Here is a 24,152-nt window from a genome sequence, read left to right as displayed (position 1 = left end):
AATCTCTGAAGCCCGAGATAACAGACTATCTCGAATATGACAGATTCGAATTTGCCACGGAATTATCAGAGTGCGTTATGACGAACCCCGGGACCGGTGCCTCAACCTGCCGCTCAGTCCGTGCAGCGAACGCAATAGCGAGCGCAGCGCGTAGAAACCGGCCACCAGCGTCAGCGCCAGCATGACCAGGAACATGACCAGCCAGTTGCTCCGGGTGTGCTCGACGTTCCACCAGATCACCGTGAACAGAACAGCACCGATGAACACCAAAACGTCGCGCCAACCACCGCCGTAGGAGAGCGCGGCCTCACGCAGCGACCGGCCGCGATCGGTACTGGCGATCAGATCGTCGATCCGCTGATCGATCGTACGTTGAAACGCGGCGCGACGCTCCGTCTGCTCTTGCGGGATGCGGTCGAGTAGATCCAAGTCTTTAGCGATTAACGACCGGAAATCCGGCGGCTTCAGATTGCCTGCGACGGCACCCAGCAGGGCACCCCCGGCGATAGGCGCGGCTCCCAGGGCAAGTTCGGCAAGTCCGGGCATGCCAGTCTCCTCAATGCATCAAGATCGCGGCGAGCGTGCCGCCAAGGTTATAGGCCTGCTCGCGCACGGATGCGTCGATCGGCCCGACCACCTCAAGCGCATCGGCCGCTTTCTCCAGTGCGAGCCCGGTCGCGATCTTGTCCACCGCCGACACCGCACCGACGGTGTCGTTGTTGCCGTGCACCCATAGTCCGTAGGGACGTGTGGCGACATGATCCAGGCTCGGGTAGTAGACGGTGTCGAAGAAATGTTTGAGGGCGCCGGACATGTATCCGAAATTCGCGGTGGTGCCAAACAGGTAGCCGTCAGCACCCAGCATGTCGGTAATCGTGGCGGCAAGAGCGGGCCTGATCACGACCTCAACTCCAGAGATGTCAGGGTCCTTCACGCCCGCCAACACCGCTTCCAGCAGTTCTCGCGTGGCCGGCGACGGCGTGTGATGAACGAGCAGCAGACGACTCATACTGCCCCGTCCTGCTGCATCTGCACGGCGGTGCGCATCGTCTCGCGGGCGCGGCCCCGATCCCCCGCATAGTCATATGCGCGCGCCAGCCGATACCACCCCACCCAGTCGTCGGGTTCGGCCTCAACCTCTGCTTTGACCGTCGCGAAGAGGGCGTCGGCGTCCTCGCGATTGATGCGCCCTGACGGAGTCCTACGCAGGGCACTCACGTCGAGATCGCGCCCTAACTCCGAGGCCAGACCTGCGAGCCGTTGATGCGCGAAGCCCGCGCGAAGGGTGGCGACCATCGCCCATAGGCCGATGAACGGAAGGATGAGCACGGCAAGACCCAGCCCGATCGCCGCCGGTTTCCCGGTGCCGATCAATGTGACGCCCATCCGGCCCAGGATCAGGAAGTACCCGACCATCGCCGCGCACATGAACGCGATGAGGATCTTGACCCGGGCTGCGGCGGACACTACAGCTCCAGCAGGGGCTCGATGCCGATCGTGAGGCCAGGCCGGGCGGCGACATTGCGCACGGCCAGCAGCACACCCGGCGCGAACGACGACCGGTCGATGCTGTCGTGGCGGATTGTCAATGTCTCGCCGGTGGTTCCGAACAACACTTCCTGATGGGCGACGAGTCCGGCGACACGCACCGCATGCACCCGCACCCCGTCGACATCGGCGCCACGCGCCCCCTCGATCCCCGTGCTGGTGGCATCGGGGCTCGGCGGCAATCCCCTGCGGGCCTCGGCAATCAGTCGTGCGGTGCGCGTGGCTGTCCCGGAGGGGGCGTCTGCCTTGTTGGGGTGGTGCAGCTCGATGACCTCGACCGACTCGAAGAATCGGGCGGCCTGCTGAGCGAACTTCATCGACAGAACGGCGCCGATCGCGAAGTTCGGAGCGATCAGCACCGCCGTGCCCGGGCTGTCGGCCAGCCAGGCCCGCACCTGATCCAGGCGTTCGTCGGTGAAACCCGTGGTACCGACAACGGCATGAATACCGTTGCTTATCAAGAATTTCAGATTATCCATGACGACATCGGGATGGGTGAAGTCGATGACCACGCGGGCCGCGGTAAGCGCCTCCAGCGGGTCGTCTTTGTCGACGGCGGCCACCAGGTCAAGATCCCCGGCGGCCTCAACGGCCTGACACATGGCCTGGCCAACCTTGCCCTGCGCTCCGAGCACTCCGGTCGCGATATTAGTCACGCCGGTCACCCTAATCCCCGGTGCCGAGAGGGCACAGATGACGCCCGACTACGAGCGGCACAGTCACCCGTCCGGGCAATGGCGATGTTGCCGCACCAAGGAAAGTTCACCGGGGCGACACCGGGCGTCTACCCGAGCTACGCTATGTCTATCGGTCGATCGATTTGCCAGGCGATGATGTCAACTCCTGGTTGAGCCTTTTTTTGACGGGGCGGCCGGGTGTAATTTTGCCCGGTCGAGCAACCAACTGTGACGGTAGTCACGACTCTGGCAACCATTTGCCGGGGTCACGCGGCGCTCTCAGGTTCCTCTCAGAAACATATCCCTAGCTGCGATCCCTCCAGTTTGAGGCCCGCACTGGTACTCTTAAGCCCATGTCGGGCCGCAAGCGATACATGCGCGCAGGGGGCGTCGCGATCGCCCTCCTTGCGGCCCTGTGCTTCCTTGGCCCTGGCACACATGGGCAGATGTTCGGGTGGCGCGCAGCCATCATCGGAACTTCGCCAGCATCGAACCTGCTGCCCGAGGAAGTCCACGAGCACGTCAAGAGCCCTATCAGCGCGACCGCTACACGGATCCGCCAGCAACCCGGCTCGATACCCGTTCCGGCTGCTTTCGTGATGACAGCACTGTTGGGCGCCACCCTCTTGGCGCTCTTGGTGTCACGCGGCTTCGTGTTCTCACGAGCGCCCGATAATTTGGGACGACAACGCCTTATCACCATGGGAATAGATCGACGCTGAGCAGTCGCCGTGACGGCAAAAAGCCGCCATACGCGTCTCACCCACCCATCTATCCACTCTGTCGCGCACGCGTATCTAGTCGCAGCTGCAGCGACCCCTCTTCCCGATAGGGCTTACTGTCATGACGACTTCCGTCACCGAGCAGGCTTCGAAGCCGTCGTTACTGCAGAATCTGCGGCACGACCTCCCTGCCTCCCTCGTCGTTTTTCTCGTCGCGCTGCCGCTTTCTTTGGGTATCGCGATCGCTTCTGGTGCCCCGCTGATGGCGGGTCTGATCGCTGCGGTGGTCGGTGGCATTGTCGCCGGTGCCATCGGCGGATCACCATTGCAGGTCAGCGGCCCGGCGGCCGGCCTGACCGTGGTGGTGGCCGAGATCATCAACAAGTTCGGCTGGCAGATGACCTGCCTGATCACCATTGGTGCGGGCTTGCTGCAGATCCTGTTCGGCCTGAGCCGGATCGCTCGTGCCGCGCTGGCCATCGCGCCGGTGGTGGTGCACGCCATGCTCGCCGGTATCGGTGTGACCATCGCTTTGCAACAGGTCCATGTCCTCATGGGCGGCACTTCGCAGAGCTCTGCCTGGCAGAACCTCAAGGCGCTGCCCCAGGGGGTCCTGAATCACCATCTGCCCGATGTGATCATCGGCGTCATGGTCATTGCGATCCTGCTGCTGTGGCCCAAGCTGCCGCCCAAGATTCGGATGATCCCCGGCGCCCTGGTGGCCATCGTGGCCGCGACCGCCTTCGCCGTCCTGACTAACTCCCCGGCCGAGCGGATCTCCTTGTCGGGCGACTTCTTTGACGCGATCAGTTTCCCTACGCTGATCGGTCCGGCCGACGGAGACTGGGCCGGAGTGCTTTTGGGCGTGTTGACCATCGCCTTGATTGCCAGTGTCGAGTCGCTGTTGTCCGCGGTCGCCGTCGACAAACTGCACACCGGTCCGCGCACCAACTTCGATCGCGAAATGATCGGTCAGGGCAGCGCCAACGTGGCCTCGGGTTTTCTGGGCGGTTTGCCTATCACCGGCGTGATCGTGCGCAGCTCGACCAACGTGGCCGCGGGCGCCAAGACTCGTGCCTCATCGATCCTGCACGGGGTGTGGGTGTTGCTATTCGCCTCGCTGTTCAGCAGTGTGGTGCAGCTCATTCCCAAGGCCGCCCTGGCCGGTCTGCTGATCATCATCGGTGTCCAGTTGGTCAAGTTGGCCCACATGAAACTGGCTTGGCGCACAGGCGATCTGGCCGTCTACGCGGTGACCATCGTCTCGGTCGTCTTCCTCAATCTGCTCGAAGGCGTGGGCATCGGACTCGTGGTGGCCATCGGCATCTTGGTGGGCCGGGTCATGCGGGCACACATGGACGCCCGCCCGTTCGGCACCGAAGGGTCGCGGCAGTGGCATGTCGAGCTCGACGGCACCCTGAGCTTCCTGTCGCTGCCCCGACTGACCAAGACGCTCAGCACGGTTCCCCCCGGCGCGCATGTCACGCTCGCGATCAACGCCGACTACGTCGATCACGCCATCTCCGAGGCCATCTCGGACTGGAAGCGTGCCCATGAGGCTGCCGGCGGCACCGTCATGATCGTGGAGTCTTCGCACGCCAAGTTGCACCACGCCCACACCACCCGACCGCAGCGGCATTTCGTTTCCCGCGCTGTCGGTCTAGTGCCGTGGCGGTCGTGGCGACGCAGCGACAACGACGGTGTGGGCGCATCGATCATCGATGGCATCAACGAGTACAACAGCCGCGGCTCGGGTGCGCTGCGACCGCACGTATCGGAACTGGCCGACTACCAGGATCCCGATGCACTCTTCCTGACCTGCGGTGATTCGCGCATCCTGCCCAATGTGATCACGGCTAGTGGACCCGGTGACCTGTTCACGATCCGCAATGTCGGAAATGTGGTGCCCACCGATCCCGCCGATGGCTCGGTAGACGCATCGCTGGACTTCGCTATCAACCAACTCAATGTGAGTTCGGTTGTGGTGTGCGGACATTCCTCATGTGGCGCGATGAAGGCACTGCTGTCCGAGTCGACCGATACCCCGACCACTCCAGTGGGACGCTGGCTCGACTATGCCCGCGACAGCCTCATCGCCTTCCAGGAACACCACCCCGCACGCGCCAGCGCGGAGGCACACGGGTTCAACGAAGTCGACCAGCTCGGTGTCGTGAATGTGGCGATCCAGGTCGAACGCCTCATCCACCACCCGATCCTGGCCGGGGCTGTGGTGTCCGGGCGGGTTCGCGTGGTCGGCACGTTCTTCAACATCGCCGAAGCGCACGTCTACGAGGTGGACGAGAACGGGATCGTGGGCCAGGACGGCAACACGAGCGACATCGTGGAGGACCCGGCGCCGGCAACCAGCTGAGCGGCGACGCCTACAAAGGGGCTCCCCCACGTAGGTGCTCGAAGATCAATGACGTCTGCGTGCCCGCGACATCGGGCTGTGCGTTGAGTTTCTCAACCACGAAGGACCTGAGGTCCTCGGTGTCGCGGGCCGCCACGTGCAGGATGTAGTCGTCGGCGCCCGCCAGGAAGTACACGTCGATGACCTGTGGCAGCTGACGTATGTCCCGGATGAAGGTACGGATCTTTCCGCGCGCGTTGGCTTGCAGACTGACCGAAATCATCGCCTGCAGAGGCCGTCCGACGGCGGCCGGGTCGACATCGGTGAAGAATCCACGGATCACCCCGGTTTCCTGCAGGCGCCGGACCCGCCCGTGACACGTCGACGCCGCGATCCCCACGGCCTCGGCAAGCGCACTGTTGGGTATACGTGCATCGTCATGCAGTTCCCTCAGAATGCGGCGGTCGACGTCATCAAGATCCACCCGCCGAACATCATTCGGCGCGGTTGGCATGTCGTACCGAGATTCCGGTGATTTCGCGGTCATTGATGGAATGTACCGAATCTTCCACATAATTATTGCGCCTTTCCCGACGCTTCTTCACACTTGAACACGAGACTTAGTTCCGAAACAGGAGAAGCATCATGCGTGTAGGTATCCCTACCGAGATCAAGAACAACGAGTACCGCGTAGCCACCACCCCTGCCGGTGTGGCCGAGCTGACCCGCCGTGGCCACGAGGTGATCATCCAGGCCGGCGCGGGTGAGGGCTCTTCGATATCCGATGTGGACTTCAAAGCCGCGGGCGCGCAGGTTATCAACGGTGCCGAACAGGTCTGGGCCGAAGCCGATCTGCTCCTCAAGGTCAAGGAACCCATCGAGCCCGAGTACGCCCTGATGCGTCGCGGCCAGACTCTCTTCACCTACCTGCACCTGGCCGCATCCCTGCCCTGCACCGAGGCGCTGCTGAAGTCCGAAACCACGTCGATCGCCTACGAGACCGTGCAGACCGCCGACGGCGCACTCCCCCTGTTGGCCCCGATGAGTGAGGTGGCGGGGCGGCTCTCCGCACAGGTCGGGGCCTACCATCTGATGACCCCGGTAGGCGGCCGCGGCGTGGTGATGGGAGGCGTTCCGGGCGTCGGCCCCGCCGATGTGGTCGTCATCGGTGGAGGTGTCGCTGGGTACAACGCCGCGCGGATTGCCGCCGGAATGGGCGCACATGTCACGGTTTTCGATGTCAACCTCAACAAGCTGCGCGAGCTGGATGCCGAATTCGGTGGCACGATCCGGACCCGCTACTCGTCCACCATGGACCTCGAGGGGGCCGTCAAGCGGGCCGACCTCGTGATCGGCGCGGTGCTCATCCCCGGCGCCAAGGCGCCCAAGCTCGTGTCGAATTCACTTGTAGCCCAGATGAAGCCCGGCTCGGTACTCGTCGACATCGCCATCGACCAGGGCGGTTGCTTCGCCGACTCGCGGCCCACCACCCACGACGAGCCGACCTACTCCGTGCATGACAGCGTGTTCTACTGCGTGGCGAACATGCCCGGCGCCGTACCCCGCACATCCACCTTCGCCTTGACCAACGCCACCATGCCGTACGTCTTGGCGTTGGCGGACAAGGGCTGGCAGCAGGCCTGCCGACAGGATGCCGCACTGGCCAAGGGGCTCTCGACACACGAGGGTGCCCTGCTCAACGCCCACGTCGCCGAGGATCTCGAGCTGCCCTTCACCGATCCCGCAGACCTCCTCGCCTAGCGCAGCTCGCCCTGCTCGTAGCTGACAAACGAGATAACGTTGCCGTCCAGGTCACGGACATGAAAATCCGTTCCACCCCAGGGTTGTTTGGCCGGGGCCTGGACGACCAGCGCACCACGGCTGCTGAATTCGTCGAAGAGTGGCCAGACGTCTGGCCCTTCGATCCCACCCAGGATCAAGGAATGTTCCGAGGCCGCAAGCTCGGCGAAGTTCGGTCGGCGAACAAAACGTAGGTGCAGGCACACCTAGTCTCGCGACACACCGCCATAGAACGGCGGCGTCCCGTGCAGGAAGTCGACGGCGAATCCGAGTGCCGTTCCGAAGTACTCCGCACTCGCAGAGACGTCGCGGACGAACACGACCGGAACAAAGGACTTCAGGTCCATCTGGTCCTTCAGAGCCCCTCCTCTGCCGGTCGGGTCCGTCCTACACCGCGGTCTCCGCGGTGAGGTCGTTGGTCCACGTCGGTGTCTTGATCTTCTTGCGGTACGGCACTTTGTCGTTGAACTTGTTCACCGCACGACCCACCTTATGCAGAGGATGATCGAAGTCGGTGAAGTAGGTGCTGTTGACGATGGGGTAACGCAGCACCCGGAAGACAGGCAACCGGCTGGCATTGCTGCTCTTACGACCGCCTGATTCGGCATAGCGATCGAACGCACGCTGAATCAGAATCGTGTCGATACCCATGTTTCGCATCGCGTCACCCACCCGGGTCAGAAAGCCCGCGAAGCGGATAACGTGAGGATTGGCCAAGCCAACTGCGCGCACGATCGTCACCGGCTTGAGCAGCGGCGCCACATCCTCCACCAGCATCCGGGAGAACTTGCGGGTGCCCAGCATGTCCATCACCGCGAAACCAATTGCCAAATGCCGTGATTCGTCGGAGTTGATCTTGGCGAACACCTCATGGAACAGCGGATCCTCGACCTCGCCGGACAAGAATTTCAGGACGGCGCCGTCGAGCCCGACCTCGAAGAACGGGATGACAGTGGCCATGTAGACGAATGGCAGTCGGCGGTCACCGAGGTTGTCGAACCCGCGCAGCGCCTGCAACAGGGCCTTGATATCGCCGGACTGCGGCGGAACTTCGCCCTCCTCGAGCATGCCCCACCGGCGCATCAGCGCGATCTCGGCATTGGCGTGCCGCTGCTCCTCGGCATGAAAGTAGCTGTAGATCTCCCGCAACGTGTCGCTGGGCGCGGTAATACCCAGCGTGCCCATCATCCGGCCACCGATGTGCTCGATCCACACCAGATCCGACATGAACTGCTTGAGGTCGTCGAACTGCTCCGGGTTGATGGTCTCGGCCCCAGGCTTGTCCCAGTCGAAATCCGCCAGGGTCCACTGCCTGGCCTTGATCTTGACCAGGACATTCTCAAAGAACTCGTCGTTCTTCGAGATGTCCTTGGTGTTCTCTCTGGTCAGCTCGTCCGGGAGCACTGCGGTCATTGGGCTACCCCTAACTTCGTCGAATGGGCGGAAATGAGTTCCTGCTGGGTAAGAATCTTGTAGTCGGCGGCATCCAGATCGGCCAGCGCACGCCGGAATTCGCTTGTCGTACCAGGGAAAAGCTCACTACCGACAGTTTCAGTGGGCTTGTACCAGCGGAACGCACCATCGCGCCAGGTGGTTCGATCGAATCGCCGTATCGCGCGCGCCTGCTCACGCTCCAGGGGCTCTCGGCGCACCTCGATGGAGACGAAAGCCAACGAATCAACCAGAGCCAGTGACGCTGTCACATAATCGATTTGCGCCTCGATATGCGACAGGCCCGCCAACGCGTTGGAACCGGAACCCGGACCGGTGAGCAGAAACAGATTGGGGAACCCGGGCACGTTCACGCCGCGGAAGGCCTTCGGCTGGGAACCCCATTGCTCGTCCAGCGTGGAGCCGTCCACCCCCTTGATGGAGAACGGCGCTTCGATCAGCACCTCGGGGGTATCGAGCGCGAAGACCAGACAGTCGGCCTTGTGAGTCATGGCATCGGCCGATCGCACTCCAATGGCGCTCACTCCGGTGACGGGCCACGGAACCAGCTTGCAATTGTCTTGCTGCAGAGCCGAATAGAACTCATCGGAGAACAGAATCCGGCGGCTGCCCGCACGATAGGCCGGAAGCAGGTTGCGACGTAACCAAGGATCCTTCACATTGCGGTTGAGGTGATTCTCGGCCACCGCCTCGACGAACCGGGTGCCAACTCCCCGCCACACCAAACCCCGGCGCAGCGCCTCATGCGAACGGCCGGCCACCCGTCCCGCAATGGATCCCGATGCACGCGAAAGCAGCCGCCCGGCCGTGCTCGACGATTCTCCGCCCCAGCGTGGCAGCACCCAGTCCGGAGTGCGCTGAAACACCCGCACCCGTGCCGCCTTCTTGACCAGTTCGGGCACCACATGCACGGTGCTGGCGCCCGCCGCGATCACCGCCACATTACGGCCGGTGAAATCGAAGTCCGGGTCCCAGTCCGCCGTGCTGAGCACGGGGCCGTCGAACTGCTCGATACCGTCGAGTTGCGGTGGTACCGGCGATGTTCCAGCGCCAACCGCCACGATGACGCGTCGCGCGAAGATCGATTTCTTACCCGCCACCGTGATCCGCCAGGTGGCCTTCGCGGGTTCGTACGCAAGCGCCGTCACCCGATGCCGCAGTCGCAGTACCGGCTCGAGGTTATGCCGCGCGATGAGGTCACGGTGATAGGACAGGACATTGTCACGCGTGGCCCACACCGAACGGGCGGATGTGTTGGGCGAAAACGCATACGACTGCTGCACCGCCAACTCATCACCGGCGACGGAAGCGAACGTGTTGCGCCGCCAGTAGCCGCCGACCTCGGGCGCTTGCTCGAGAACCAGCAGACTTTCCACCCGGGCCTGGCGCAATCGAGCGGCCATCCCCAGTCCGGCCATGCCGGCTCCGATGACCACTACGTCAACAGGGTTATCGACTGCCATGTGCGCGGTTACCACCCTCATCTTCGTTGACGAATTGCTAACTTACGTCAACGCTAGCAGGTCGGGGGTGCGATACGACAAGAGCTGAGTTAGTCACACAAATCATGAACGTGTGATTTGCATCACACATTTATGTGAGTGCTCCGACTACGAGGACTTGACCTGCTCTTCGAGTACGCCCTGGTAGCGACGCATGCCGGCAATCCACCGGTCGTAATCGGCGCCCTTCTGCCGGTACATGTCGAGCACCTGCGGGTGCGGTAGCACCAGGAAGGTCTCGGCACGTACCGCATCCAGCGTGATCCTCGCGACGGCCTCGGGTTGCAGTACCTCCCCGGCGGCCGTGATCGAGCTACCGGCCACCTTGGTCGCGGGATCATCGGATTGCGTGAGACCGTCAAGCAAGGGGGTCTTCACCCCCATCGGGCATAGACAGCTCACCCCGATCCCCTTGTCGCCATATGTGATCGACAGCCATTCGGCAAAACCGACGGCCGCGTGCTTGGTCACCGAATAGGCCGGCGAACCGAGCTGGGTGAGCAGCCCGGCAGCAGAAGCGACCGACACAAAATAGCCGCGCCCGCGCTCCACCCATTTCGGCGTCAGCAAGGTTGCCGCCCGGATATGTGCGCGCAGATTCACATCGAAGGCGAGGTCCCAAGCGGCCTCGCCGATATCCAGTCCCAGCCCACAGCCAATGCCTGCGTTGGCCGCGTAGAGATCGACGGGGCCAAATTCCTTCTCCGCCAAGGCGATAAGGGCCTCGATATCGGTGCTCGAGCTGGCATCTGCACGCTGTCCGATGATGCGGCCCGCCCGCGCCGCGGCAGTGGCCGCCACAGCATCGGCATCGATGTCCGCGGCCACGACCCTGGCTCCGTCATCCGCCAGACCCCAGGCGAGGGCCTGTCCAATTCCCGAACCGGCTCCGGTGACGATGGCGACGCTGCCGTTGATGTCCATGCCCGAACCCTATTGGATGGCGAAAACCCCGACCGCAGCAGCCGCGACGACGAACAGGCCCGCGAGAAGCCATGCCGTTCGGCGCGGATACCGGGTGAATCGCTCCCAGGTGACCGCGGCGGTCAATCCCACCATCCACGCCAGGTGCGCCGAGGGCGCGACGGCCATCGTCAGCATCATCGCCCAGCAGGAACGGATGCACGCCCACCCGCTGATTGCTCCGAATCGCATGAGGCCCTTGGCCGCCGGCCAGCCGTCCGGGGGCAGTGGTAGCGAGCGGTGGCATTCGCCGAGCGCCCGACACTTCATCGGAGTGAGCTGCCACATCGCCGTCAGCAGGAGCACCCCCGCGAGCAACCACCACCGGTTGAAGTTGCCGGCGGCAAGGAGCGCCAGGGTGATGATCAGCCCGACCACCGTCCACATTGCGAGCCAGACCGCCGCATAGAGAATCAGCGCACGCCAACGGCCCCGTGGCACGTTCTGCTCGACGTACCGGACCGCGGGAAGTGTGGCCGGTCCCATCATCGCGATGGTCATGACAATCCAGGAGACGATGGCAATCCACAACGCGGGCTGATGCACCACCGGCGTGGCCATCGGCGCCATGTTCGCGTGATCCATGCCGTGCATATGCTCGGCCATGGGCGCTTGCTTGTGGGCGGTGGCGTGCTGCGGGAGGAACGCGAAACCCAACCACGACAACAGAATTATCGCGGTCGCGATCCCGGTGTATCTGCCAGCCGCCAGTTCTCTGACGCGCTGGATCGCGTTGGCGGCCATCAGTAAGAGAATATCTTGCCGACGCGCACCTAGCTCGCGGATTCGATCATCGTTCGCAGTGCGCGCGGCAGCGTCCGCTTGGATCGGTACGGACCGACTACGGCCGCACCGGCTCGGCCGCTGAGCAACTGCCGGGCGATGCCATTGACTTCGTCGACCGTCACCGCCTCGATCTTGTCCAGGGTCGCCGAAATCGTGCGGTGCTTACCGTTGTTCAGTTCGCTGCGGCCCATTCTGTTCATACGAGACGCCGAATCCTCAAGCCCTAGAACAAGTCCTCCAGAAAGCGCACCCTTGGCCCGTTCGATCTCCGCCGCGGTGAATCCGCCCTCGACGACCGACCCCAGTACCTGCGAGGTCACCTTGGCCACCTCGTCGAAGCGCTCCGGTGAGCAGCCCGCGTACACCGACAACGCTCCGGTATCGGAGAAGGTGTCCACCGTCGAATAGACCGCGTACACCAGTCCACGCTGCTCGCGAATCTCTTGGAACAGGCGGGAACTGAGCCCGCCACCCAACGCACTGTTGAGCACCGACAACGCCCAGCGGTACTGCCAGCCACGTCCGGGGGTACGCACGCCCAGCGACAGGTGTACCTGCTCGCCGTCCCGCGACACCAATTCCAGCCCCGGTGTCGCGGTGACTCGACCGCTCCCCTTACGGGGCGCCACCGTCTTCACCGAAGAATCCAGATGCGACTTGAAGTACTTGCGCGCCAAGCGCACTACGCGATCGTGCTCGATGTTCCCGGCCACGGCCAACACCATGCGCTCGGGCCGATACCGGCGGACGTGAAACGAATGCAGCTGGGACCGCGTCATCGTCGATATGGATTCCGAGCTGCCGAGCACACTGCGGCCTATCGGATGATCTCCGAACAGAGCCCCGAGGAATGCCTCCCCCAACAGGTCCTCGGGGTCGTCGTCGCGCATCGCGATTTCTTCGAGCACGACATCGCGCTCGACCTCGACATCCTCACTGGCGCATCGGCCGCGCAGCACCACATCGGCCACCAGGTCGATCGCCAGCTCCAGATCGGAGTCCAGCACGTGTGCGTAGTAGCAGGTCTGCTCGCGCGCGGTGAATGCGTTCAGCTCACCGCCGACGGCGTCAATCGACTGTGCGATATCGGCCGCCGACCGTGTGGGCGTCGACTTGAACAGCAGGTGTTCGAGGAAGTGTGCCGCACCGGCGACACTGCGCCCCTCATCGCGTGAGCCGACGTCGACCCACACGCCGACGGACGCCGAGCGCACCGAGGGCATCGCCTCGGTGACTACTCGGAGACCACCTGGAAGGACCGTGCGACGTACGGCGCTCGGAACGCTACTCCGCGACGGCATCTGCCGGCTTGGCCTCGGCCGCACCGTTACTGTCGGCGGAAGCATCCGCGGCCTCGTCGTCGCCGACGGGGACCAGCGAGATCTTGCCGCGGTTGTCGATGTCGGCGATCTCGACCTGAATCTTGTCGCCGACCTTGACCACGTCCTCGACCTTGGCGATCCGCTTGCCCTTGCCGAGCTTGCTGATGTGCACCAGTCCGTCGCGGCCCGGAAGCAGCGACACGAACGCACCGAAATCAGTTGTCTTGACCACGGTTCCGAGGAAACGCTCACCGATCTTGGGCAGCTGCGGGTTGGCAATGGCGTTGATCTTGTCGATCGCGGCCTGCGCCGCCTCACCGTTGGAGGCGCCCACGAAGACGGTGCCGTCATCCTCGATGGAGATGCTGGCGCCGGTCTCCTCGGTGATCGAGTTGATCATCTTGCCCTTGGGCCCGATCACCTCACCGATCTTGTCGACCGGCACCTTGATGGTCGTGATGCGCGGCGCGTACGGGCTCATCTCGTCGGGTGCGTCGATGGCTTCTGCCATCACCTCGAGGATGGTGGCGCGGGCGTCCTTGGCCTGCGACAGGGCGGCGGCCAGCACCTGCGACGGGATGCCGTCGAGCTTGGTGTCGAGCTGCAGCGCCGTGACGAAGTCCTTGGTGCCGGCGACCTTGAAGTCCATGTCACCGAAGGCATCTTCGGCGCCCAGGATGTCGGTGAGCGCAACGAAGCGACGCTCGGTGGTGCCGTCGGCCAGTTCGATGTCATCGGACACCAGGCCCATGGCGATACCGGCGACGGGAGCCTTCAGCGGCACACCGGCGTTCAGCAGCGACAGTGTCGAGGCGCAGACCGAACCCATCGAGGTGGATCCGTTGGATCCCAACGCTTCGGAGACCTGACGGATGGCGTACGGGAACTCCTCGACGCTCGGCAGCACCGGCATGAGCGCACGCTCGGCCAGAGCGCCGTGACCGATCTCGCGACGCTTGGGCGAGCCGACGCGACCGGTCTCACCGGTCGAGAACGGCGGGAAGTTGTAGTGGTGCATGTAGCGCTTCGAGGTCTCCGGCCCCAGCGAGTCGATCTGCTGGGCCATCTTGACCATGTCAAGGGTGGTGACGCCCATGATCTGGGTCTCGCCACGCTCGAAGAGCGCGCTGCCGTGTGCCCGCGGGATCACAGCCACCTCGGCCGACAGTGCGCGGATGTCGGTGACACCGCGGCCGTCGATACGGAACTGGTCCTTCAGGATGCGCTGGCGCACCAGCTTCTTGGTGAGCGAACGAAATGCCGCGCCGATCTCCTTCTCGCGGCCATCGAAGCCCTCCTGCAGACGCCCCAGAACCTCGACCTTGATTTCATCGGTCTTCTCGTCGCGCTCGGCCTTGCCCGCGATGGACAGCGCCTGCGACAGCGGCTCGGTGGCCACGGCAGCGACGGCGGCGAATGCGTCGTCCTGGTAGTCGGGGAACAAGGGGTACTCGCCGACGGGCTTGGCGGCCTTCTCGGCCAGCTCCTGCTGCGCGGTGCACAGCGCGGCGATGAACGGCTTGGCGGCCTCAAGGCCCTCGGCGACGACGGCTTCCGTGGGAGCGCCGGCTCCGCCTTCCACGAGTGCGATGACGTTGTCGGTGGCCTCGGCCTCGACCATCATGATCGCGACATCGTCGGCGGTCTTACGACCGGCGACGACCATGTCGAACACGGCCGTCTCCAGCTGCTCGATCGTCGGGAACGCAACCCACTGGCCCTCGATCAGGGCGACCCGGACACCGCCGACGGGGCCGGTGAAGGGCAGCCCGGCGATCTGCGTGGACGCCGACGCGGCGTTGATGGCCAGCACGTCGTACAGGTCGGCGGGGTTCAGGCTCAGCACCGTCACCACGACCTGGATTTCGTTGCGGAGCCCGCTGACGAAAGTCGGGCGCAGCGGCCGGTCGATGAGACGACAGGTCAGGATGGCGTCGGTGGAGGGACGTCCCTCACGGCGGAAGAACGATCCGGGAATCCGGCCCGCCGCATACATCCGCTCCTCGACGTCAATGGTCAGCGGGAAGAAGTCGAAATGATCCTTGGGGCTCTTACTGGCGGTCGTGGCCGACAGCAGCATGGTCTCGTCATCCAGGTAGGCGACGACAGAGCCGGCGGCCTGCTGGGCCAGCCGTCCGGTCTCGAACCGGATGGTGCGGGTGCCGAAGGTCCCGTTGTCGATGGTCGCGGTGGACTCGAAAACGCCTTCTTCAATTTCTGTAACAGACATAGGTTCTGGAATACCTCTCATACATTCTCAGTGAGCAGCACATAGCTGCATTGGGCATGCGTGCCATCACGCGGTCAGCGCGCGGACGTACCAGCGCGAAGTGGACCCGGAAGGTGATCGGCCACGGCCGTTCGATCGAAGCCGCCGGGGAATCGATGAGCACAAACGTCGAACCCGGCAGCCACTACCGAAGACCGCCCGTTACCCGGCGGGACCAGCATGACAACCCAGACACCCTATCACCTGCGGCGTTTGCGGCCATGCACCTTGATCAGGGCAGTTCCTCCACGCATACGGTGAAGTTGCGATCGACGTACGGGTAGCCAAGCCCGGTGATGCATTCGTCGGCGGTCGAGACTTCCTGTAGGACTTGAGTGACGCGCTTCTTGTTCTGAGCGTTGACGTCGTTGCAGTCGACCCGCACCGGGTCACCGTCCCATTTGTCGGGGACGCTCATGCAGCTGCCAACCACCCAGTCGATGTCCAGGCACAGAGCCTGACTCTTGCGACCGAATCCGCGCTTGGCGTAGTAGGAGGAGTCGGCGTCGCGGGGACAGTCCGCATCGGTCGCCGCCTTGGCGAAGACCTTGAAATTGGACTGAGGACTACCGCACGGTTCCTTGACCAGCTTGGCGTGCTGATCGGTGCCGCTGAGATTGACGCAGTCACCAACGGCCAGGCCATCGGTGGCCGGTGCCATCGAACACGCCGACAACACGACCGCACCGACAACGACAAGAGCGACAGATACCGCGCCTCGGATTCCAGAACGACCCAGCCGAGGAGAAGACAAAGTCAGCGGCGCAGACCCAGGCGCTCGATCAGCGAGCGGTAACGCGCGACGTCGACCTTGGCGATGTACTTGAGCAGCCGGCGGCGACGGCCGACCAGCAGCAGCAGACCACGACGGCTGTGGTGATCGTGCTTGTGAGTCTTCAGGTGCTCAGTCAGATCGACGATGCGCTTGGTCAGCATCGCGACCTGGGCCTCGGGAGAACCGGTGTCGGTCTCGTGCAGCCCGTACTGGGTGAGGATTTCTTTCTTCTGCTCGGTAGTCAATGCCACGGCAAGCTTCTCCATCACTGGGGTTCGCGTCGAATGTTTCTGGCGGGCCACCGCGAACTGCAGCTCACACCGGTGTTGGAGTGTACCGGCGGGCTAGCCTCGCGCCAAAATCGTGCGAGCTTTCTGGGCATCGCGCCCCATCTCGTCCACGAGTGCGTCGACCGAATCGAACTTCTCCATGCTGCGGACCCGCGCCACGAAATCCACGGCGACATGCTGGCCATAGAGATCCGCTGCGGTGTCCATGATGAACGCCTCGACGGTGCGCGCCTTGCCGGAGAACGTGGGGTTGCTGCCCACCGAGACGGCCGCCTGATAGCGCTCACCCGGCACGACGGTTCCCATGGTGGGACCGTGCCCGAGCAGCGTGAACCAGGCCGCATACACCCCGTCGGCGGGAATGGCGGCGAACATCGGCGGCGCCACGTTGGCCGTCGGGAAGCCCAGTTCCCGCCCACGACCGTCACCTCGGACCACGACGCCTTCGACGCGGTGTGGACGGCCCAATGCTTCGGTGGCCGCCACCATGTCTCCGGCGTCGACGCAGGATCTGATGTACGTCGAGGAGAACGTGACCGCATGCTCGGTGACAAGAGAGACAGCGTCGACCTTGAAGCCGAATCGCTCGCCCGCCTTCTTGAGCATGTGGACATTCCCGGCGGCCTTCTTGCCGAAGGTGAAGTTCTCCCCGACCACCACCTCGGCCACGTGCAGACGCTCGACCAGCAGCTCGTGCACGTATCGCTCGGGCGAGAGCTTCATGAATTCAGGGGTGAACGGCACCACCAGGAAGACATCGACACCCAGTTCCTCGGCCAGTTCGGCGCGCCGGGTCAGGGTTGTGAGCTGGGCCGGATGGGTTCCCGGGAACACCACTTCCATCGGGTGGGGATCGAAGGTCATCAGGACGCTCTTGAGATTGAGCTCGCGCGCCGCCTTCACCGCACGCCCGATCAGCTCGGCGTGACCTCGGTGTACACCATCGAATACGCCGATCGTCAGAACGCACCGACCCCAATCGGACGGGATTTCGTCTTGCCCGCGCCAGCGTTGCACGGCATAAAGCCTACTTCGGAAGATGCGAGAAGGCCGACTTGGCTTTCGGGACGCGGCGGCTGGTTAGGCTGAGCATCCCTTGGCGCCTGGTTAGGCTAAGCATCGTGAGCCCCACTCGATCCGACCGACCCGCCGGATCCGCCGACACCGACCTGACGACGGTTGCCCAGGATTACCTCAAGGTGATCTGGACCGCGCAGGAGTGGTCGCGCGAGAAGGTAAGCACCAAGATGCTGGCCGAACGCATGGGCGTGTCGGCGAGCACCGCCTCCGAGTCGATCCGCAAGCTCGCCGACCAAGGTCTGGTGGATCACGAGAAGTACGGCGCCGTGACGTTGACGAGCCAGGGCCGCAAGGCCGCGGTACTCATGGTCCGCAGACATCGGCTGCTGGAGACCTATCTGGTCAACGAACTCGGCTACGGGTGGGACGAGGTACACGACGAGGCTGAGGTGCTCGAGCACGCCGTCTCGGATCTGCTGCTGGCCAAGATCGACGCGAAGCTCGGTCACCCGCAGCGCGATCCGCACGGCGACCCGATTCCCGGCCCCGACGGGCAGGTGCCCACTCCCCCGGCTCGCCAGCTGTCGGACTGCGCCAACGGTGACACCGGCGTAGTGGCCCGGATCTCCGACTCAGATCCTGAAATGCTGCGCTACTTCGACACGGTCGGCGTGGCATTGGATGCCCGGGTGACGGTCGACGAACGACGGGACTTCGCCGGAACCATCTCGGTGTCGATTGACAGCGCCGGACCAGACAGCGGCGAGAAGAAGCTGGAGCTGGGAAACCCTGCAGCTCAATCGATTTGGGTCGTACTCGACTGAAATGACCGACCACGCGGCGTGTGAGTGCCTCCTGTGTGTCGACTACGGCGACCGCCACGACTACAACGACAGCGATCGCGACATCATCGGCAGCGTCACCGAATACGGTTGGAGCGCACTGGGAATCGGCCCCACCTCGACGGAGGAAAGCCCACCGTTCGCCTACACCGTGGGACTGTGGCACACCATGCGCCTACCCGAGCTGGCAATCTACGGCGTCAACGACATCACCATGATGCAGCGTGCTCTCAACGCAGTCGCCAAGCAGGCACAGGAAGGCCGGGTGCTGCAGGTCGGCGAGACGTTCGAGGATGTGCTCGCCCTGCCCGCCGTGGACGACTACCAGGTCAAGCTCTCGCCCATCGATCCGAGTTGGTATGACAACGAGTTCGGGTTCGGGCTGTGGTTCAACCGGACGAACCGCGTGCGGTACCTGCAGATCCTCTGGCCCGATGGCGAGGGCCGGTTCCCCGGGAACCCCGAGCTCGACCCGCATTTCGCCGACCGGCAGCCGCTGATGTGGATGCCCAGGGAGTTGCACCCGCCAAGCCGGTGGATCCGCCCGCCCGACTGACCTGTCTTTTGGGGGTATGAACATCCGTGAAAAAGGCGGAACCGAATCGCCGCGGGCCGCGTCAGACCCATAAAAGACCGCATCGAACCCAGGGAGGGCGAGGCAATGACATCAGCCGGCAATCCGCCGCTGCAGGTGGTAATCGACGAGGTCGGTGCGCTCAGTAAGTTCGCCGCAGGCCTTGCCGACCAAATGAGAGCGGGGTCAAGTTCACTGGATCGCGACGTCCAGTCGTTGTTCGGCGTCTGGAAGGGCAGCGCCGCCGATGCCTACCGGTCCGGATGGGACGAAATGCAAGACGGCGCAACAAAAGTATGGAACGCGCTGGCGGATATCGCCTCTACGCTGGACTCAAATGCTGCGGCATTCCACGCGCAGGAGACCTCCACCGCCTCGTCCATCACGTCGACACAGGCGGGCTGAGGGAATGGCCGCTCACGTGGAATCGGAGTTCTCCTTCGATCTTGACCACATCGAGCAGGTGACGTCGCGCGCTCGGGGTTTCAAGGAGTTTGTCACCGAGAACCTCGACCAGCTGGAGTCGCGCGCTCAGACACTTGTGCAAAGCGGGCAGTGGACCGGTGCCGCTGCTGCCGCCTACTCCGAAGCCCACAAGGAATGGATGGATGCGGCGCGTGAGCTTGTCGAGGGGCTGAACCAGATGGAAGAGGCCGCGCGAACCGCTCACGGCGCCTACTCGGAGGCACAAGAAGCCAATCTTCGAATGACGCGGGGTTGATATGCCCGTTGTCGTCGAATCAGCGGCGTACTACGCGGCCGCCAACACCTGCTACAAACTCTCGAGCGACGTCCAAGCCGCGTTCAAACCTCTTTCCCGTGCTCTCACCCTGGAAACCAGCGGAATGGCCGGCGGCTATCAAGCCGTCAAAGCCTGGTCTTCGGGGTACGACAATCGTGCCGCTGCTCTCACCACGGCGAGCACCGAATATGCACGAGCGCTGCAACGCCTGGGCGACATCCTGACCGCAGCGGGTTACAACTGGGCCATCGCCGATTGGAGAGCGAACCGCGATCCCAACAAGGGAACGGGCCCGGCTTGCCCCCGGACGATCCCGTCCGAATTGCCTTATGGGGCAGACGTCGTCGTCGGTGTGGCATCGTCAAAACACAACGGCCCGGGTCTTGAGTCTGATGTGCCCGACCTGTACAAGAAAGTCGTTGCTCAGGTGGCGGGCGGTGAGATCCCGGACGGTGATACCGACAAGCTCGACAGTGCGGCCAAGGCGTGGAAGACCTTTGCCGATAATGACGCGATCTCACGGGGCGAATCCGATCTGAGGCTCGCGGCTAGCGCATTGAGCAATTTTCATGCTCCGGATATCCCGAACCTCAGCGAGCACCTCACGACGCTCTCGACAAGTGCGGGCAGAATCAAGCTGGCGGCAACCGATCTCGCGACCTCGACAACCGCCCACCACGCGGCGCTTAATCAGCTGCGCTCAGATATGCAGTTCGCCATCGCCACCACTCTCGGTGTTGGACTGGCCGCCATCGCCGCGATCGCTGTTATCACTCGTGGCCGTGCTACCGCAGGTGGCGCCGAGATTGCAGCCACGGCGGTGGACGCCTGCGCGTCATCGCTTGCGGCATGCATCCGCCCATTCCTTACGACGTTGGGCGGTATCACTTTTAGCGCAGAAGCGGTCACCGCTGCGGGCCTCGGTGCGATCATAGGGTTGTCGATCGCAACGATTACCGGGGAAACGGTCGTCTACTCGAACTACAAACCACCTGGTGACGCGTTCGACAAGACCGGCGCAAAGGCACCTGGCCAGCCAGGCACAGCGGAAGGCTTCGTGCCACCCAAAGCCGGAGACAGGTGGGTGCCAAACCCCAGCGCCAGGGGCAAGAATCGCTTCGGATGGGAGGACGCCGATGGGAACGTTTGGGTACCTACTGGACCGGGCTCGCCAGCTCGCCCTGGAGATGCACACGGCGGTCCCCACTGGGACGTGATCGACAAGAACGGCAAAAAGATCAAAGATGCCTACCCAGGAGGACATACACGATGAATGACGTCAACAATGTGGTGCTCGAAGCCACAGGCGTTCAGTATCAGATGTCTTTCGACGAAGCCGCGTTCTTCGAATGGCTTAACAAGATCCCCAGTGTCGACTCCTACCAAGGGCAGCGATTCACGTTGTACATCAAGGTAATCGTCGACGCCTTGGACGAAGACGCACTACACGAGCTTGCCGCGCTATACCGTCGGTATCGCATCGATCCGAGAGAGCTGCGTGTTCTAAACACAGGGCGGCTTGGCTATTGGTTCAGCAGCCCCGACCGATGGTGGCACAACGAAGTATTCGGCACAGACTCAACCGCGACGGACGGGCCGAACCTGGGTGAGAAACATGCGCTTTCGGACAATGCCGACCACGAGTGGGCGGTAGGAGACGCGGGTACTCATGCAAACATGTGGCCGCCAGTCGAAATAGCCGAGTTTATGAAGGAGGGCAATGCTGTCCTCAAGGCTACGGGTGTGCGTTACTACTCCGAACTCGATGAAGCCGCGTTCTTCGAATGGCTGGATAAGAACCCCCAAGTCGACTCCTATCGGGGCCGAGGCGACACTCTCTACATCAGTGTGAACGTCAACATCGGCGACGAATCAGAGTTGTCCGAGTTCCCCGCACTGTACGAGCGATACAACATCGACATGACCGAACTACGAGTTCTGAAGTCGGGCAACTTCGGCTCGTGGTTCAGCGATCCCAAATGGTGGTGGCACAAGGCGGTTTTCGGATAGTCTTTACAAATTCGCCGGACGCAGCACCACCACCGACGTGGTGCGAGAACCCTTATCGGCCAACAACGCGATGACGCGATTATCGGCATCCACCGCCGCGTAGGTCCCCTCGATGCCGGCCGCCGCTAACGGACGCCCATTGCGCACCGAATCAACCTCCGCCGCATCCAAGTCACGTCGGGGGAATCCATCCCGGCAAGCGGTGTCCAGATCCAGTGTCAACGTCGCATCGTCGGCGAGCTCGTCGAGTGTGCGCGCCCTCTCCAGCGAGAAATCACCAACCCTGGTGCGCCGCAATGCCGTCAGATGCCCACCAACACCCAGCGCGGCCCCCGCATCACGGGCCAGCGCCCGAATGTAGGTCCCCGAGGAGCAGTCGACTTCCACGTCCACATCGACATAGCCATCGCCCGGCCGCCGCACCGCCAACACATCGAACCGCGAGATGCGCACGGGCCTGGCCGCCAGCTCGACAGACTGCCCCTCCCGCGCGAGCTTGTACGCGCGTTGCCCATCCACTTTGATAGCGCTCACCGAGGACGGCACCTGCTCGATATCCCCGCGCAGCCGGGCCACGGCCGCCTCGATATCCGTATCGGTCAGATGAGAAGCCGATACCGTTTGCAGCACCTCACCTTCGGCGTCATCAGTGCTGGTGCTCTGCCCAAAACGGATGGTGGCCGCGTACGACTTGGTGGTCAACGTCAGCAATCCCATGATCTTGGTGGCTCGTTCGATACCGATCACGAGGACCCCCGTGGCCATCGGATCGAGAGTGCCCGCATGCCCGACCTTGCGCGTGGAAAACAGCCTTCGGCAGCGGGAAACCACGTCATGGCTCGTCATCCCGGCGGGCTTATCGACAATTACGAGGCCCGCACGACTCAAGGGATCGGTCACGGCACCACGATGGCGGTCAAGATCAGACCCTTGTCGATGATCCACCGGCCGTCGAACGTCGAGAGCACGCTGCCGTCGTTGGCCTTGCCGTCCACCAGGATTCGTGAGGTGAAGGTCCCGTCCGGGTCGAGCGTGATGTGGGCGTCCTCGAAACCGAGCCACCGCGTTGTCAGCGGGAACCACGCCTTATACGTCGTCTCCTTGGCGCAGAACAGCAATCGATCCCAATGCGTGCCCCCTGGCAAGGCAGCGAGTTCATCGCGTTCGACCGGAAGGGTGATCGATTTGAGCACTCCGTTGGGCAAGACGTCATGCGGTTCGGCATCGATCCCCACCGAACGCACTTCGCCTACGCGGCCCACCACCGCGCCGCGAAATCCCTCGGTGTGCGTCATGCTGCCCACCACACCGTGGGGCCACAATGGCTGCCCCTTGTCCCCCTTGAGGATCGGGACCTCGGGCACGCCAAGAACGGACAAGGCCTGCCGCGCGCAGTACCGCACGGTGATGAATTCATTGCGCCGCTTGGCCACCGACTTGGCGATCAGCGGCTCCTCCTCCGGCAGCGGTGTCAACCCCGGTGGATCCTCGTACAACTCGGCCGAGGACAGCACATCGGGAACCACCGACGCGATCAACTCATCAGTCACTGGCGCGCTCCTTGGCAAGCCGTTCACGGAATCGCTTGGCCGACACCCTCATCTGTTCGGTGATCTCAAAATGACCGCCGAACTCGTTGAGGTATCCGGGTGGATAGTGCGGGACGGGAAGGATCTGCCTGAGCCACGAATACGGTTTGCGCTGGGCCCATTCCCGCGGATAGCCAACCGATACCTCCTCGAACCGGACATCGTCATACCAGGTGGTCCTCGGGATGTGCAGATGTCCGTACACCGAGCAGACCGCGTTGTAGCGGGTATGCCAGTCCGCGGTCTCGGTAGTTCCGCACCACAACGAAAACTCCGGATAGAACAGCGCATCACAGGGTTCACGCACCAGAGGAAAGTGGTTCACCAGGACTGTCGGCGTCATCCAGTCCAGATCTTCCAGTCGCTTCCTGGTGTACCGCAACCGATCCCGGCACCATGCATCGCGCGTCGCGAAAGGCTCACTGGAGAGCAGGAACTCGTCGGTCGCCACGACATTGCGATCGCGGGCGATCTTGAGACCCTCGGCCTTGGAGTTGGCCCCCTCCGGCAGAAACGTGTAGTCGTACAACACGAACATCGGCACGATGGTCGCGGGACCACCCTGTTCCACCCACACCGGATACGGATGCTCGGGGGTGACGACGCCCATCTCATCGCACATATTGACCAGATAGTCATAGCGAGACTGCCCGAAGATCTGCATGGGATCACGCGCGGTCGTCCATAGTTCATGGTTACCCGGCACCCAGATCACCTTGGCGAACCTGCGCCGCAACAGATCCAGCGCGCCCCGGATGTCATCACTACGCTCGGCCACATCACCGGCGACGATCAGCCAGTCCTCAGGCGAGGCCGGATGCAGTTCCTCGAGAACAGACTTGTTGGCCGACTGCCCGACATGCAGGTCGCTGATCGCCCACAGCCTGGGCTCCCGTTCCTGCGTCATCCGGCCAATGTA

General features: G+C 63.3%; 28 protein-coding genes. 9 read left to right on the top strand and 19 right to left on the bottom strand.

All coding sequences use genetic code 11. The features are described 5' to 3' along the window. Positions 1-75: 75 nt before the first annotated feature. The 4 genes from AOT87_RS13335 to dapB are packed head-to-tail and all read right to left on the bottom strand — an operon-like array spanning position 76 to position 2,195. Positions 76-546 carry a hypothetical protein gene (locus tag AOT87_RS13335; protein ID WP_057966683.1) on the bottom strand — a complete coding sequence of 157 codons (471 nt, stop codon included), beginning with the start codon at positions 544-546 and terminating at the stop codon, positions 76-78. Positions 547-556: 10 nt separating this feature from the next. After that, on the bottom strand, positions 557-1,009 hold the full coding sequence (locus AOT87_RS13330; protein WP_057966682.1) for a flavodoxin family protein: 453 nt from the start codon (positions 1,007-1,009) through the stop codon (positions 557-559). After that, positions 1,006-1,467, bottom strand: coding sequence for a hypothetical protein (locus AOT87_RS13325; protein ID WP_057966681.1), 462 nt, complete (start codon positions 1,465-1,467; stop codon positions 1,006-1,008). Before AOT87_RS13325 ends, AOT87_RS13330 begins: the two co-directional genes overlap by 4 nt. Continuing rightward, entirely contained in the window at positions 1,467-2,195 is a 729-nt protein-coding gene (gene dapB / locus AOT87_RS13320) for a 4-hydroxy-tetrahydrodipicolinate reductase (protein ID WP_165589976.1), read from the bottom strand. The genes AOT87_RS13325 and dapB overlap by 1 nt, the downstream gene beginning before the upstream one ends. A 476-nt stretch (positions 2,196-2,671) precedes the next feature. Here dapB and AOT87_RS13315 point away from each other — a divergent pair, with 476 nt between their 5' ends. Together AOT87_RS13315 and AOT87_RS13310 are read left to right on the top strand one after the other, a co-directional pair. Further along, on the top strand, positions 2,672-2,947 hold the full coding sequence (locus AOT87_RS13315; RefSeq protein ID WP_057966696.1) for a hypothetical protein: 276 nt from the start codon (positions 2,672-2,674) through the stop codon (positions 2,945-2,947). 121 nt (positions 2,948-3,068) lie between these two features. Next, positions 3,069-5,318, top strand: coding sequence for a SulP family inorganic anion transporter (locus AOT87_RS13310; protein ID WP_057966680.1), 2,250 nt, complete (start codon positions 3,069-3,071; stop codon positions 5,316-5,318). 10 nt (positions 5,319-5,328) lie between these two features. On the opposite strand, the gene AOT87_RS13305 is transcribed toward AOT87_RS13310, so the two are convergent. After that, entirely contained in the window at positions 5,329-5,844 is a 516-nt protein-coding gene (locus AOT87_RS13305; protein ID WP_046254118.1) for an Lrp/AsnC family transcriptional regulator, read from the bottom strand. 98 nt (positions 5,845-5,942) lie between these two features. Here AOT87_RS13305 and ald point away from each other — a divergent pair, with 98 nt between their 5' ends. Continuing rightward, positions 5,943-7,058, top strand: a complete 1,116-nt coding sequence (gene ald, locus AOT87_RS13300; RefSeq protein WP_057966679.1) for an alanine dehydrogenase — start codon at positions 5,943-5,945, stop codon at positions 7,056-7,058. Here ald and AOT87_RS13295 read toward each other — a convergent pair. The 11 genes from AOT87_RS13295 to AOT87_RS13250 form a co-directional block, all read right to left on the bottom strand. Further along, complete coding sequence (locus AOT87_RS13295; RefSeq protein ID WP_131727279.1) at positions 7,055-7,237, bottom strand: VOC family protein; 183 nt, start codon at positions 7,235-7,237, stop codon at positions 7,055-7,057. The two genes, ald and AOT87_RS13295, sit on opposite strands and share 4 nt — an antisense overlap. Before the next feature lie 66 nt (positions 7,238-7,303). Next, the gene (locus tag AOT87_RS28840; RefSeq protein ID WP_157859014.1) at positions 7,304-7,444 is read right to left on the bottom strand and encodes a hypothetical protein; all 141 of its coding nucleotides are present in this window, start codon (positions 7,442-7,444) and stop codon (positions 7,304-7,306) included. Positions 7,445-7,484: 40 nt separating this feature from the next. Continuing rightward, positions 7,485-8,510, bottom strand: coding sequence for a hypothetical protein (locus tag AOT87_RS13290; protein ID WP_030093915.1), 1,026 nt, complete (start codon positions 8,508-8,510; stop codon positions 7,485-7,487). Beyond that, positions 8,507-10,027 carry an NAD(P)/FAD-dependent oxidoreductase gene (locus AOT87_RS13285; protein WP_057966695.1) on the bottom strand — a complete coding sequence of 507 codons (1,521 nt, stop codon included), beginning with the start codon at positions 10,025-10,027 and terminating at the stop codon, positions 8,507-8,509. The genes AOT87_RS13290 and AOT87_RS13285 overlap by 4 nt, the downstream gene beginning before the upstream one ends. Positions 10,028-10,159: 132 nt before the next feature. Next, a complete protein-coding gene (locus tag AOT87_RS13280; protein ID WP_057966677.1) occupies positions 10,160-10,975 on the bottom strand; it encodes an SDR family oxidoreductase in 816 nt (271 codons plus the stop codon). A gap of 9 nt (positions 10,976-10,984) precedes the next feature. Further along, positions 10,985-11,758, bottom strand: a complete 774-nt coding sequence (locus AOT87_RS13275) for a DUF2182 domain-containing protein (protein ID WP_081343337.1) — start codon at positions 11,756-11,758, stop codon at positions 10,985-10,987. 29 nt (positions 11,759-11,787) lie between these two features. Then, positions 11,788-13,101 carry a pitrilysin family protein gene (locus tag AOT87_RS13270; protein WP_078322164.1) on the bottom strand — a complete coding sequence of 438 codons (1,314 nt, stop codon included), beginning with the start codon at positions 13,099-13,101 and terminating at the stop codon, positions 11,788-11,790. Then, the gene (locus AOT87_RS13265; RefSeq protein WP_030093920.1) at positions 13,085-15,352 is read right to left on the bottom strand and encodes a polyribonucleotide nucleotidyltransferase; all 2,268 of its coding nucleotides are present in this window, start codon (positions 15,350-15,352) and stop codon (positions 13,085-13,087) included. Before AOT87_RS13265 ends, AOT87_RS13270 begins: the two co-directional genes overlap by 17 nt. A 271-nt stretch (positions 15,353-15,623) precedes the next feature. Continuing rightward, positions 15,624-16,052 carry a hypothetical protein gene (locus tag AOT87_RS13260; protein ID WP_081343338.1) on the bottom strand — a complete coding sequence of 143 codons (429 nt, stop codon included), beginning with the start codon at positions 16,050-16,052 and terminating at the stop codon, positions 15,624-15,626. Between the two features lie 95 nt (positions 16,053-16,147). Beyond that, positions 16,148-16,417 (bottom strand): 30S ribosomal protein S15, encoded by a 270-nt coding sequence (rpsO, locus tag AOT87_RS13255; protein ID WP_030093922.1) that lies wholly within the window; start codon positions 16,415-16,417, stop codon positions 16,148-16,150. A gap of 93 nt (positions 16,418-16,510) precedes the next feature. Beyond that, positions 16,511-17,473: a bifunctional riboflavin kinase/FAD synthetase gene (locus AOT87_RS13250; RefSeq protein ID WP_030093923.1), complete on the bottom strand. Its 963-nt coding sequence runs from the start codon at positions 17,471-17,473 to the stop codon at positions 16,511-16,513. A gap of 104 nt (positions 17,474-17,577) precedes the next feature. On the opposite strand from AOT87_RS13250, the gene mntR reads away from it, so the two are divergent. The 6 genes from mntR (at position 17,578) to AOT87_RS13220 (ending at position 21,644) form a co-directional block, all read left to right on the top strand. Next, positions 17,578-18,300, top strand: a complete 723-nt coding sequence (gene mntR / locus AOT87_RS13245; protein ID WP_030093924.1) for a manganese-binding transcriptional regulator MntR — start codon at positions 17,578-17,580, stop codon at positions 18,298-18,300. Position 18,301: 1 nt separating this feature from the next. Next, positions 18,302-18,874, top strand: a complete 573-nt coding sequence (locus AOT87_RS13240; protein ID WP_057966675.1) for a DUF4262 domain-containing protein — start codon at positions 18,302-18,304, stop codon at positions 18,872-18,874. Positions 18,875-18,979: 105 nt separating this feature from the next. Continuing rightward, on the top strand, positions 18,980-19,297 hold the full coding sequence (locus AOT87_RS13235; RefSeq protein ID WP_057966674.1) for a WXG100 family type VII secretion target: 318 nt from the start codon (positions 18,980-18,982) through the stop codon (positions 19,295-19,297). Positions 19,298-19,301: 4 nt separating this feature from the next. Then, complete coding sequence (locus AOT87_RS13230) at positions 19,302-19,613, top strand: WXG100 family type VII secretion target (protein WP_030093927.1); 312 nt, start codon at positions 19,302-19,304, stop codon at positions 19,611-19,613. Between the two features lies 1 nt (position 19,614). Next, entirely contained in the window at positions 19,615-20,907 is a 1,293-nt protein-coding gene (locus AOT87_RS13225) for a polymorphic toxin type 37 domain-containing protein (RefSeq protein WP_057969608.1), read from the top strand. Continuing rightward, positions 20,904-21,644, top strand: a complete 741-nt coding sequence (locus AOT87_RS13220; RefSeq protein WP_057969607.1) for a hypothetical protein — start codon at positions 20,904-20,906, stop codon at positions 21,642-21,644. Before AOT87_RS13225 ends, AOT87_RS13220 begins: the two co-directional genes overlap by 4 nt. A gap of 3 nt (positions 21,645-21,647) precedes the next feature. Here AOT87_RS13220 and truB read toward each other — a convergent pair whose 3' ends face one another. The 3 genes from truB to AOT87_RS13205 are packed head-to-tail and all read right to left on the bottom strand — an operon-like array spanning position 21,648 to position 24,140. Next, a complete protein-coding gene (gene truB / locus AOT87_RS13215) occupies positions 21,648-22,544 on the bottom strand; it encodes a tRNA pseudouridine(55) synthase TruB (RefSeq protein WP_081342869.1) in 897 nt (298 codons plus the stop codon). After that, positions 22,541-23,182: a 4'-phosphopantetheinyl transferase gene (locus tag AOT87_RS13210; RefSeq protein WP_030093931.1), complete on the bottom strand. Its 642-nt coding sequence runs from the start codon at positions 23,180-23,182 to the stop codon at positions 22,541-22,543. Before AOT87_RS13210 ends, truB begins: the two co-directional genes overlap by 4 nt. 4 nt (positions 23,183-23,186) lie before the next feature. Continuing rightward, on the bottom strand, positions 23,187-24,140 hold the full coding sequence (locus AOT87_RS13205; RefSeq protein ID WP_057968892.1) for a metallophosphoesterase: 954 nt from the start codon (positions 24,138-24,140) through the stop codon (positions 23,187-23,189). Positions 24,141-24,152 lie beyond the last annotated feature (12 nt).

It is taken from the genome of Mycobacteroides sp. H003 (assembly GCF_001440135.1).
In the GTDB taxonomy this organism is placed as follows: domain Bacteria; phylum Actinomycetota; class Actinomycetes; order Mycobacteriales; family Mycobacteriaceae; genus Mycobacterium; species Mycobacterium gwanakae.
Note: the sequence above shows the minus strand (reverse complement) of the source record. Positions and strands in the feature narration are given on the sequence as shown.

Coding starts and splice junctions, on each gene's coding strand:
- AOT87_RS13335 (WP_057966683.1), bottom strand. CDS start 546: ATGCCCGGACTTGCCGAACTTGCCCTGGGAGCCGCGCCTATCGCCGGG.
- AOT87_RS13330 (WP_057966682.1), bottom strand. CDS start 1,009: ATGAGTCGTCTGCTGCTCGTTCATCACACGCCGTCGCCGGCCACGCGA.
- AOT87_RS13315 (WP_057966696.1), top strand. CDS start 2,672: ATGTTCGGGTGGCGCGCAGCCATCATCGGAACTTCGCCAGCATCGAAC.
- AOT87_RS13310 (WP_057966680.1), top strand. CDS start 3,069: ATGACGACTTCCGTCACCGAGCAGGCTTCGAAGCCGTCGTTACTGCAG.
- AOT87_RS13305 (WP_046254118.1), bottom strand. CDS start 5,844: ATGACCGCGAAATCACCGGAATCTCGGTACGACATGCCAACCGCGCCG.
- ald (WP_057966679.1), top strand. CDS start 5,943: ATGCGTGTAGGTATCCCTACCGAGATCAAGAACAACGAGTACCGCGTA.
- AOT87_RS28840 (WP_157859014.1), bottom strand. CDS start 7,444: ATGGACCTGAAGTCCTTTGTTCCGGTCGTGTTCGTCCGCGACGTCTCT.
- AOT87_RS13290 (WP_030093915.1), bottom strand. CDS start 8,510: ATGACCGCAGTGCTCCCGGACGAGCTGACCAGAGAGAACACCAAGGAC.
- AOT87_RS13280 (WP_057966677.1), bottom strand. CDS start 10,975: ATGGACATCAACGGCAGCGTCGCCATCGTCACCGGAGCCGGTTCGGGA.
- AOT87_RS13275 (WP_081343337.1), bottom strand. CDS start 11,758: ATGGCCGCCAACGCGATCCAGCGCGTCAGAGAACTGGCGGCTGGCAGA.
- AOT87_RS13270 (WP_078322164.1), bottom strand. CDS start 13,101: ATGCCGTCGCGGAGTAGCGTTCCGAGCGCCGTACGTCGCACGGTCCTT.
- AOT87_RS13265 (WP_030093920.1), bottom strand. CDS start 15,352: ATGTCTGTTACAGAAATTGAAGAAGGCGTTTTCGAGTCCACCGCGACC.
- AOT87_RS13260 (WP_081343338.1), bottom strand. CDS start 16,052: ATGGCACCGGCCACCGATGGCCTGGCCGTTGGTGACTGCGTCAATCTC.
- AOT87_RS13240 (WP_057966675.1), top strand. CDS start 18,302: ATGACCGACCACGCGGCGTGTGAGTGCCTCCTGTGTGTCGACTACGGC.
- AOT87_RS13235 (WP_057966674.1), top strand. CDS start 18,980: ATGACATCAGCCGGCAATCCGCCGCTGCAGGTGGTAATCGACGAGGTC.
- AOT87_RS13230 (WP_030093927.1), top strand. CDS start 19,302: ATGGCCGCTCACGTGGAATCGGAGTTCTCCTTCGATCTTGACCACATC.
- AOT87_RS13225 (WP_057969608.1), top strand. CDS start 19,615: ATGCCCGTTGTCGTCGAATCAGCGGCGTACTACGCGGCCGCCAACACC.
- AOT87_RS13220 (WP_057969607.1), top strand. CDS start 20,904: ATGAATGACGTCAACAATGTGGTGCTCGAAGCCACAGGCGTTCAGTAT.
- AOT87_RS13205 (WP_057968892.1), bottom strand. CDS start 24,140: ATGACGCAGGAACGGGAGCCCAGGCTGTGGGCGATCAGCGACCTGCAT.